This is a genomic window from Chloroflexus sp., from assembly GCF_056331925.1.
Genome location: NZ_JBWGQH010000009.1, coordinates 1 through 9242 on the forward strand (window position 1 = coordinate 1; position 9242 = coordinate 9242).

Sequence of the window (9242 nt, forward strand, 5' to 3'; positions counted from 1 at the left end):
AATAGGGAGTGGGTGAGCGCAGTATCATCTGTCATTGCGAGCGCAGCGAGCAATCTGCCGCACGGTAAGATTTCGCGGGCGCTGGTGCGCCCTTGAAACGACAATAGGGAGTGGGTGAGCGCAGTATCATCTGTCATTGCGAGCGCAGCGAGCAATCTGCCGCACGCCACATCGTGGGTCTGGAACGCGGTAAGTCCCTGTGCCCGCTACAGCGAGTCTGACATGCGACAGGCCACCGTCGCACAGCTTAGGAACACGGTAATTCACCACCGCACGCACAGCACTATGTCCCGACTACAGACAGCAAGCATGGGCCTCACTCCCCCGACCTCCACTATCAGTGCGTCACCCAAGCGTGGCGTACGGCTGCATCTCCTCACGCGACGATTGGTCGGTATGCCGATGGTGTTGCTCTCCCCCCGCTTGAGGTAGGCACAATCCGTAGGGAATGATGGCACACGGTAAGTCACTGCCGCTCGCCACAGCAGGTATGGAATAGGCTGTCACCCACTATTCCACGAGTAGCTAGCGAGTGTGTCGCCGTTCCCTCAAATCCACTACTCTGATTTGATCGTCGGTCGCATTGCTACGATGCTCCCACCGCTTGCGTTCGCAATGGCCAGTAACGTCGTATCAAATACGCTCGCGCCACCCGAGCTGCATACGCGACGGCTCGTTCTGTAGCGGGACTAAGCGTTAGACTCAAAGAAGTGTCATAAGCTGGAATCGTTACCAGTATCGCTCGTGGTGCGTGACCGTAGATCAGACGAGCCAGCGCAAGCAATGCGGCGGGATCACTCTGATGACTAGAGGTGAGTTGCCTTGCTGGTTCGATGCAACGTACCTCGACGTGAGTGCGATCAATGGCGGCATCGAGGAAGATTACCCGCCGTGAGCGAGCGATGAGAGGAGCTAATTCTGGCGTGAGTTGGGTCTTGGTCACGACCTGCAACCCAGCGACTCGCCATTGCCGGATCCGTTCGGCGGCTGCCTGTCCGGCATAGTCGTCGCCACGTACCGGATTCCCGTAGCCAATGACGAGACCATACGGTGCGATCGCAGGACATCGGCGCCGGCTGCTGTGTCCCATAGCTAACCCTTTCACGAGATTACCGTTATTTGTTGACAATTATACCGCAGACAATGATTTGGTCTAGGTCTTCACCTTTTTTAACGACTGAGGCGACCTACCAGTGTGCCGTGCGCATCGTATAACTCAACCTCCATCGCCATCTGTCCGATAGCGTGCGTCGAACAACTTAAGCATGGATCATACGCACGTACACCTGCTTCGATCCGGTTGAGAATGCCTTCATCAAACTGACCGTTGCAGATGTAGTTTTGGGCGATCTGACCCACTGTGCGGTTTATCGCCAGATTATTTTGACCGGTGGCAATAATGAGATTAACGTCAGTAATTAACCCCTTCTCATCAACCCGATAGTGATGGAAGAGCGTACCGCGAGGTGCTTCGCTTACTCCAACCGCCTCGTAACGATTGACCCCAGCGTCGGCGCGAAGGTTAGGTGAAAGGAGATCATCATCTTCGATCAGCATTTCGATGTGTTCAAGGGCAGCGATGATCTCGATAAGCCGGGCATGATGGTAGTAGAAACTCCCTTCGATCACCGGTCCGACCTGTTCGCGAAGTTCATGTAATTCAGCATCGGCTCGCGGTGTACCTATTGACGCACATACGTTAAGCCGCGCGAGCGGCCCAACTCGGTACATACCCTGTGGATAACCGAATGCACGAATGTAGGGAAACTTCAGATAGCTCCATGGCTCAACCGCTTCTCCAATCACGTCGCGGTAGTCAATCGGATCGAGATCGTCGATCAACATTTTGCCGGTATGGTCAATAATTCGCAGTTTACCACCATAATGCATCCAGCGGCCACCAGGCCCGACCATGCCGAGGTATAAGCTGGGGAAGACACCGAAGGTTGTAACTTCACGTTGGTATTGCTCGGTGAGCCGTTTGAGGCGTGCTATCGCATCGAGGGCAATTGTCAGCATTTCAGGTACAGCAGACCGAATTCGGTCGCGACTACTCTCGGTCAGACCACTACGGACTCCGCCCGGTACTGCCCACGCCGGGTGAATTTTACGTCCACCAAGCAGTTCAATTACCTCTTGACCAAATTGACGTAAGCGGATCCCATTCCGGGCAACGTCTGGCTCGGCAGCGATCAAGCCAAATATGTTGCGCTGTGCCGGATCGCTGTCAAAGCCGAGCATGAGATCAGGCCCACTCAGGTGAAAGAAACTGAGGGCATGCGATTGCATAATCTGACCGAGATTCATCAGGCGGCGGAGTTTCTCTGCAGCCGAAGGGATCTGAACTGCCAGTAAAGCATCACCGGCACGAGCTGAGGCAAGTAAATGGCTGACTGGGCAGATACCGCAGATCCGAGCAGTAATACCGGGCATTTCCCAAAAGGGCCGTCCAATGCAGAATCGTTCAAAACCGCGAAACTCGGTGACGTGAAAGCGCGTCTCGGCAACATTACCGTTGTCATCGAGATAAATGCTGATCTTAGCATGCCCTTCGATCCGCGTAACCGGATCGATCACAATCCGTTGGCCCATCGCGCACTCCTTCTGTCATGGTTCGCGCAAAACATTACGGTGCGCTCACATATTCCATCTCAATCATCACGTCTTACCTATCCAAATCGAATATCAACTTCCGGTTTGCGGCCTGCGAGCAATGCCTCGAGTAAGGCACGAATCCGGGGTGCCGATGGTGGGCAGCCGCTCAGATAATAGTCCACAGGGATGACCTGATGAACCGGCATCACCTTATCGAGGAGCACCGGCACAATACCCGGCTCGTGAGGTATTGTCCCGCGTGGGTCGCCATGTTCGATGTAGACCTGTTGTAGAAGCTGTTCTGGGGAACCCAGCGGATTGCGCAGCGCAGTAACATTCCCGCTCACAGCGCAATCACCGAAAGAGACGATAATCTTACTGTTACGCCGGGCAATATGCGCCAGTTCGAGGTGTTCGTTATTGGCGATGGCTCCCTCGATCAACGTCACATCAACATGAGATGGAAATTGTTTGACATCGGCGATCGGACTGTACACAAGATCGGCCTGTGCTGCTAGCTCAATCAGCCATTCATCGAGATCGAGCAATGACATATGACAGCCCGAACAGCCGCCTAACCAGATGGTCGCAATACGTGTTCGGCTCATGCGCCTCTCCTTGCGCGTTACCAGCGCTGCTTGCGTGCTTCAACTATCAACGCGATTCGTTCGCTGGCGTGAGGACGTTCACCAACAGCGACACCACGCGGGAAAATAGCCCCGGTTGGGCAGGCCAACTGGCACTTGCCGCAACTCGTGCATGTCGTAGATGTTCCCCACGGCTGATTCAGATCGGTGATAACTCGCGAATCGGTGCCACGCCCTGCTACATCCCACGTATGGACGCCTTCGATCTCGTCGCAGGCGCGTACACAGCGTGTACAGAGTACGCAGCGGTTATGATCGATGCCAAAGCGCGGGTGTGAGATGTCAACCGGACAGTTGGGTGAGAGGTAATCGTAGCGCACATGATCCATACCGACCATGGCGGCCAATCGTTGCAATTCGCAATTGCCGCTGGCAACACACACTGCACAGACGTGATTGCGTTCGGCAAAGAGGAGTTCGATGATCTGGCGTCGATACATTTGCAGGCGGGGAGTGTTGGTATGGACGACCATCCCTTCGCTGACCATCGTCATGCAGGCCGGTTGCAACCGACGCTGACCTTCGATCTCAACTAGGCAGAGTCGGCAGGCGCCGACGTCTGACAATCCATCGAGGTGGCAGAGGGTCGGGATGGTGATCCCTGCCTCACGGATAGCTGCAAGCAGGGTTTCACCAGGGCGCGCCGATACTAGATGGCCATCAATCGTGAGCGTCTTAGCTGCCATAATCGCCCTCCGCACCGATCAACTGTTCGTATTCGTGTCGGAAGTAGTGTAAGGTACTGAGCACCGGGTTGGGTGCCGATTGCCCCAGGCCACAGAGGCTGGTTTCGCGCATTAGTTCACATAACTCTTCGATCTTGACCAGATCACTCCCTTTTGCCTGACCGTTACGGACCTTAGTCAACATATTGAAGAGTTGAACCGTCCCTACGCGGCAGGGAATACATTTACCGCACGATTCCTCTTTACAAAACTCCATGTAGAAGCGGGCAACATCGACCATATTGGTGTGTTCGTCCATAACCACCATACCGCCCGATCCCATGATGGAGCCAATGGCGGCGAGTGATTCGTAATCAACCGGCGTATCGAACAGACTGGCCGGGATACACCCACCAGACGGCCCACCGGTCTGTACCGCCTTTACCGGGGAGCCATCTGGTGTGCCGCCGCCTATCTCTTCCACGATTTCACGCAGCGTGATGCCCATCGGTACTTCAATAAGGCCAGTGTTGCGGATCTTGCCGGTGAGGGCAAAAATCTTCGTCCCTTTGCTCTTCTCAGTACCAATGTTGGCAAACCATTCAGGTCCGTTCTCGATGATAGCGGTGATGTTAGCAAACGTCTCGACGTTGTTAATAAGAGTTGGCATGCCCCATAGGCCACTTTCAGCGGGGTAGGGTGGACGCGGTCGTGGTTGACCACGGCGACCTTCAATCGATGCAATCAACGCCGTTTCTTCGCCACAGACAAACGCACCGGCTCCAACGCGAATGTCAATGCGAAAATTAAAACCGCTCTCAAAAATCTGAGTGCCGAGCAGACCGAGCCGGCGTGCTTGCACAATCGCCTTTTGCAAGCGGTCGATTGCCAATGGGTACTCACCGCGCACGTAGATAAAACCTTGTTCGGCGCCAACCGCATAGGCTGCAATCGCCATTCCTTCTAACACCAAGTGTGGATCGCTCTCAAGAACGCTGCGATCCATAAACGCACCTGGGTCGCCCTCGTCGGCATTGCAGATCACAAATTTGCGTTCGCCGGGGCTTTTCGCCACGGTCGCCCACTTGAGACCGGTCGGATAACCGGCGCCACCACGTCCACGGAGGCCGCTACGGGTGATAACGTTGATTACCTCAGCCGGTGTCATTTCGTGGATTACGTGGTAGAGCGTGCGATAACCTCCCACGGCGATGTAGTCTTCGATCCGTTCGGGATTGATCTGGCCGCAGTGACGGAGTACGATCGGTAGTTGGCGGGTAAAAAAGGGGATGTTTCGATCACAGCGTGGTACTGCGCAAGGACCACCATCAAGGGCCGCAACCAAATCTTCAGCATCGGCTGGGGTGACGTGTTCGAAGGTTTCGCCGGTAGGTTCGATACGTAGTAACGGACCGTGACCACACAACCCCATGCAGCCAACCGGGATGACATCAACTTCGGCCAGCTTGCCGGCTGCGGTCAATACGGTTTCAAGACGGCGTTTGATTTCGAGTGATCCTGAGGCCTGACAGCCGGCAGCAGCACAACAAAGAATACGCTGTCGGGTGTGATGGCTTTGCTCTCGTTCGGCGATGGTTTCCAGTTCGTGGAGATCCATACCCTACTCCTCACGGCCAAGCAACGACCGAATCCGCGCTGTTAGATCTGAGCGGTCGGCGTGTCCGATAACTTCACCATCGAGGACAACGGCCGGTGCAATGCCACATGCGCCGAGACAGCGTGCAGTGAGTAAGGATAACTGCCCATCAGGACTGGTGTGACCGGCCTTGATCCCGCTTAATGTTTCGAGTTCGCGCAGCAAGATGGCAGCGCCGCGCACGTAGCAGGCAGTGCCAAGACAGACGGTGCAGCTATGTCGACCTTGAGGGGCCAATGAAAAGAAATGATAGAAGGTTGCGACGCCGTATACTCGACTTGGCGGCAAATGGAGGCGTTGGGCTACCTCGCTGAGTAATTCTGGTGACAGAAAACCGTAGAGTTCCTGGGCTTTGTGCAGAACTTCGATCAATGCGTTTCCCTGATACTGGAAACGCTTCATCGTCGCCTCAAGGATCTTGCGGCGGCTATCGCCGGCAGGGCGCATTTCACGGTCAACATCGGCCTTCGGCGCAGGTGTCGTCATTGAACCTCTCCCTTACTGATGAGCGGATACTATATTGATACTAATTGGTTGGCAACTGTTTCGGCGAGAAGAGTTGATTACCCGGCGTTAACGTCGGAGGGGAGATGTAGCTACTTCGTACAGAGCTGATTGGGGAACCAAGGAATACGATTGGCGTCGTTAGGACACTATAACCGAGGGTAACAGCCGTAGGGGAAGATGGCAAAGTGTAAAGGTAGGGATACAGTGTCGCTGTATCCCTACCCACTTACAACTCGATGCTCCGGTTACAAGATTAGTTAAAACTTACTAACTAATCGGCTGATGCCGGTGCTTGAGCGATCTCTTTAAGCGTCTCGCTTTCACGCTTGCTCTGCCAGATTGCCCAGATCAGCGCAGCGACACAGAGAATCATCGCGACAATCACACCTGGATTGCCGGGTTTGATCGTCACCACAATCGGTGCAATAATCAGCGCCACCAGATTGATCACCTTGATCATCGGGTTCAAGGCAGGGCCGGCAGTATCCTTAAGCGGATCACCAACGGTATCGCCAACCACGGCCGCCTTATGTGGTTCGCTGTGTTTGCCGCCGAAATTACCTTCCTCGATGTACTTCTTGGCGTTATCCCAGGCGCCACCGGCATTTGCTTGGAACACTGCCATCAATTGGCCGGTGAGGATAATCCCAGCGAGAAAACCACCCAACGCCTCGACACCGAGCGTAAAGCCGACAATAATCGGCACCAACACGGCAATCAGGCCAAGGCTGATCAGCTCTTTCTGGGCTGCCGTCGTAGAAATCTGAACAGCACGCGCGTAATCGGGCTGTACCTTGCCCTCCATCAAACCGGGGATACGGAACTGCCGTCGCACTTCGTTGACGATCTGCGCTGCGGCCCGCGATACGGCGCGGATGGTCAGCGAGGAGAAGAGGAAAGGTACCGCACCACCAATGAGGAGACCGATGAACACGGTAGGTGCAGCGACGTTAATCGACGAGAGCAGCTCGATACTCTGCTCGCCCTTGGCGATCATCTGTTGTAACACCTTATTGACATCGGTGAAATAGGAGCCATAGAGCGCCACTGCCGCGATAACAGCCGAGCCAATTGCAATCCCCTTCGTGACCGCCTTTGTTGTATTGCCAACCGCGTCGAGGTCATCCATCACGTTGCGCGCATTCTTATCAAGTCCGGCCATTTCGCCGATCCCGTTAGCGTTGTCGGAGATGGGGCCGAAGCTGTCCATCGAAATCGTATTACCGGTTAACAGCAACATACCGATACCGGTCAACGAAACCCCGTAGAGAATCGCAGTAAACTGAGTAGCCGCCGGTTCACCGGAGTAGATCAACACCGACGTAAAGATCGAGGCCGAGATGACCAGAATTGCCCAGACGCTGCTCTCCATACCGAGCGCTAAGCCCGACAAAATATTCGTCGCCGATCCAGTTTGGGAAGCCTTTGAGGTTTCTTTCACCGGGCTGAAGTGGGTGCTGGTAAAGTATTCGGTCAGCTTATCGAGAACGACTGCCAAGACCACACCGGAGAGGGTGGCAAAGAACGGTCGCCAGTCGACGACACCGGTTGCTTCGTCAACCATAAAGATGGGAGTTGCCGCAGCGCTGGCCGCAATAGCCAAACCGGCAGCAATGTAGAAGCCACGGTTCATCGCTGCCATTGCATTGCGCTTACGTTCATCGGTGGTGACGAACAGATTGCCGATGACCGAGGCAACTACACCAATCGCGCGGAGCACCAGCGGGAAGATGATGAAGCGCAGATCATACGCTCCGTCACCGATAGTGCCCACAACCGCATCACCCAGCACCAAGCCGAGGATCAATGCCGATACCAGCGTCACTTCAAAGCTCTCAAAAACGTCAGCCGCCATACCGGCGCAGTCACCGACGTTATCACCGACCAGATCGGCGATTACGGCTGCATTGCGCGGGTCGTCTTCGGGGATGCCAGCCTCAACTTTGCCGACAAGGTCGGCGCCGACGTCAGCCGCTTTGGTGTAGATACCGCCACCGACGCGCATGAAGAGTGCGATGAGCGAACCACCGAAGCCAAAGCCGAGCAGGGCGTCGGGTGCAGCAATCCCGAAGACCATAAAGATTAGGGTACCACCGAGTAGGCCGAGGCCCACGGTAAGCATCCCGGTCACCGAGCCGGATTTGTACGCGACCTGAAGGGCCGGATTATACCCTTTTCGCGAGGCCGCGGCAACGCGCACATTCCCTTCAACGGCCACATTCATCCCGACGTAGCCGACGGCATAGCTGAACAGCGACCCCATGAGAAAGGCCACTGCTCGTCCGATCGCTACCCAAAGGGTAGCTGCCTCTTCACTGCCGAACCGCTCAACCGCTTCGGTTGTGGGGGGGATGATGAACACACTCGCTGCCAGGACAAAGGTGAGAATGACGATGAGGATGGAGATGGTACGGAATTGCTGGCTCAGATAAGCGTTCGCGCCGGTCTTGATAAATCCCCAGACTTCGCGCATTTTCGGCGTACCGGTGTCCTGCGCAAGGATTTGGCTGCGAATGAAGAAGGCGTACCCGATACCGAGCAGCGAGACGATGAGGACGGCCCAGACTGCAAGACTTTGGACGGCGTTCAGATCCTGCATGACCCCAACTCCTTCGTTGCACGAATGCACGACCCGATGAAACTGCCGGCGCGGCGCGCAGGGCACGGGGCTTGCGCGGGGCGCTGGTGTTTGGGAAAATCTCCTACCGTAGACGTGGATTATTCTAGCATAGCCGAGTTACGATTGCAACGTTCGGCACAAATGCGATGTTGGGCATAAATGGTGCGAAAGTAGTGCAATTACGCGAAGTGCTCTGCGTTGTCGGTAATGGTTATCATACTGCTGATAAGTGCGTTGTCAGGTGATTGGGAGAGATGCCGTAACATCGGGTGAGCCAGATGTGAGGTGATCGGCGGATCGCATCGGCTCGTGTAGCTTGCTCATCGAACGCTTGGTTTGGTTGTCATCACCGGCTTAATCACCCGTCCTAGTTGCTTGAACGCCAGTTCGATGCCGTTTTGCAGATGAGCACCGATAAGAATACCGTGTAAATCGACACCGAGCTGGACAATCGTTTGGGCAATTTCCGGGCCAATCCCGACCAAAATGACCTGGGCGCCGATCAATTGGGCAGCGCGTGCGGTTTGCAAGAGATAATTGGCGACGGCGGT

At 55.2% G+C, this 9242-nt stretch carries 8 protein-coding genes; all 8 read right to left on the reverse strand.

Annotated features, from left to right (window positions below; translation table 11 throughout):
• Positions 1-586 precede the first annotated feature (586 nt).
• The gene (locus AC01ZF_RS06355; protein ID WP_424677190.1) at positions 587-1090 is read right to left on the reverse strand and encodes a hydrogenase maturation protease; all 504 of its coding nucleotides are present in this window, start codon (positions 1088-1090) and stop codon (positions 587-589) included.
• A gap of 80 nt (positions 1091-1170) precedes the next feature.
• Positions 1171-2592 (reverse strand): Ni/Fe hydrogenase subunit alpha, encoded by a 1422-nt coding sequence (locus tag AC01ZF_RS06360; RefSeq protein WP_428112265.1) that lies wholly within the window; start codon positions 2590-2592, stop codon positions 1171-1173.
• 77 nt (positions 2593-2669) lie between these two features.
• Entirely contained in the window at positions 2670-3203 is a 534-nt protein-coding gene (locus tag AC01ZF_RS06365) for an NADH-quinone oxidoreductase subunit B family protein (RefSeq protein ID WP_424677192.1), read from the reverse strand.
• A 17-nt stretch (positions 3204-3220) separates the two neighbouring features.
• Positions 3221-3928: a bidirectional hydrogenase complex protein HoxU gene (gene hoxU / locus AC01ZF_RS06370; protein WP_424677193.1), complete on the reverse strand. Its 708-nt coding sequence runs from the start codon at positions 3926-3928 to the stop codon at positions 3221-3223.
• On the reverse strand, positions 3918-5525 hold the full coding sequence (locus AC01ZF_RS06375; protein WP_424677194.1) for a NuoF family protein: 1608 nt from the start codon (positions 5523-5525) through the stop codon (positions 3918-3920). The genes hoxU and AC01ZF_RS06375 overlap by 11 nt, the downstream gene beginning before the upstream one ends.
• A 3-nt stretch (positions 5526-5528) precedes the next feature.
• Positions 5529-6050 (reverse strand): bidirectional hydrogenase complex protein HoxE, encoded by a 522-nt coding sequence (gene hoxE / locus AC01ZF_RS06380; protein ID WP_428131775.1) that lies wholly within the window; start codon positions 6048-6050, stop codon positions 5529-5531.
• A 292-nt stretch (positions 6051-6342) separates the two neighbouring features.
• Positions 6343-8670 carry a sodium-translocating pyrophosphatase gene (locus AC01ZF_RS06385; protein ID WP_424677196.1) on the reverse strand — a complete coding sequence of 776 codons (2328 nt, stop codon included), beginning with the start codon at positions 8668-8670 and terminating at the stop codon, positions 6343-6345.
• Between the two features lie 341 nt (positions 8671-9011).
• Positions 9012-9242, reverse strand: a 231-nt coding sequence (locus tag AC01ZF_RS06390; RefSeq protein ID WP_476575214.1) for an STAS domain-containing protein, incomplete at its 5' end; no start/stop codon positions are given.

Coding starts and splice junctions, on each gene's coding strand:
- AC01ZF_RS06355 (WP_424677190.1), bottom strand. CDS start 1,090: ATGGGACACAGCAGCCGGCGCCGATGTCCTGCGATCGCACCGTATGGT.
- AC01ZF_RS06360 (WP_428112265.1), bottom strand. CDS start 2,592: ATGGGCCAACGGATTGTGATCGATCCGGTTACGCGGATCGAAGGGCAT.
- AC01ZF_RS06365 (WP_424677192.1), bottom strand. CDS start 3,203: ATGAGCCGAACACGTATTGCGACCATCTGGTTAGGCGGCTGTTCGGGC.
- hoxU (WP_424677193.1), bottom strand. CDS start 3,928: ATGGCAGCTAAGACGCTCACGATTGATGGCCATCTAGTATCGGCGCGC.
- AC01ZF_RS06375 (WP_424677194.1), bottom strand. CDS start 5,525: ATGGATCTCCACGAACTGGAAACCATCGCCGAACGAGAGCAAAGCCAT.
- hoxE (WP_428131775.1), bottom strand. CDS start 6,050: ATGACGACACCTGCGCCGAAGGCCGATGTTGACCGTGAAATGCGCCCT.
- AC01ZF_RS06385 (WP_424677196.1), bottom strand. CDS start 8,670: ATGCAGGATCTGAACGCCGTCCAAAGTCTTGCAGTCTGGGCCGTCCTC.